Raw genomic sequence first — 225 nt, 5'->3', positions numbered from 1 at the left:
TGGCCTTGGTCAATCATCTCAAGTAGGCATTTGGGAGCAGCAGTACTACAGTGGCGACCTTGAATCGCCAACCATCGCAAAAAGAAGAAAGTCTGTCGTAATGACGAAGAAGCCCAAACCCGCTGTGCCCGAAGATAAAGACGATGCACTGAAACCGCGTGAGCAGTTGATGGCTGAACTTGAATACCTGCGCATGGAGAACGCCTACCTAAAGGAGTTGGAGGC

General features: G+C 50.7%; 1 pseudogene. It reads left to right on the top strand.

The features are described 5' to 3' along the window. A pseudogene (locus GHO32_RS27025) lies at positions 1–225 on the top strand (IS3 family transposase); the annotation flags it as partial.

Origin of the sequence: Pseudomonas sp. FSL R10-2189 (assembly GCF_009600325.1) — a bacterium.
Taxonomy (GTDB): domain Bacteria; phylum Pseudomonadota; class Gammaproteobacteria; order Pseudomonadales; family Pseudomonadaceae; genus Aquipseudomonas; species Aquipseudomonas helleri.
The sequence above is the reverse complement of the archived record's forward strand: the minus strand, read 5'-3'. Positions and strand labels throughout refer to the sequence as shown.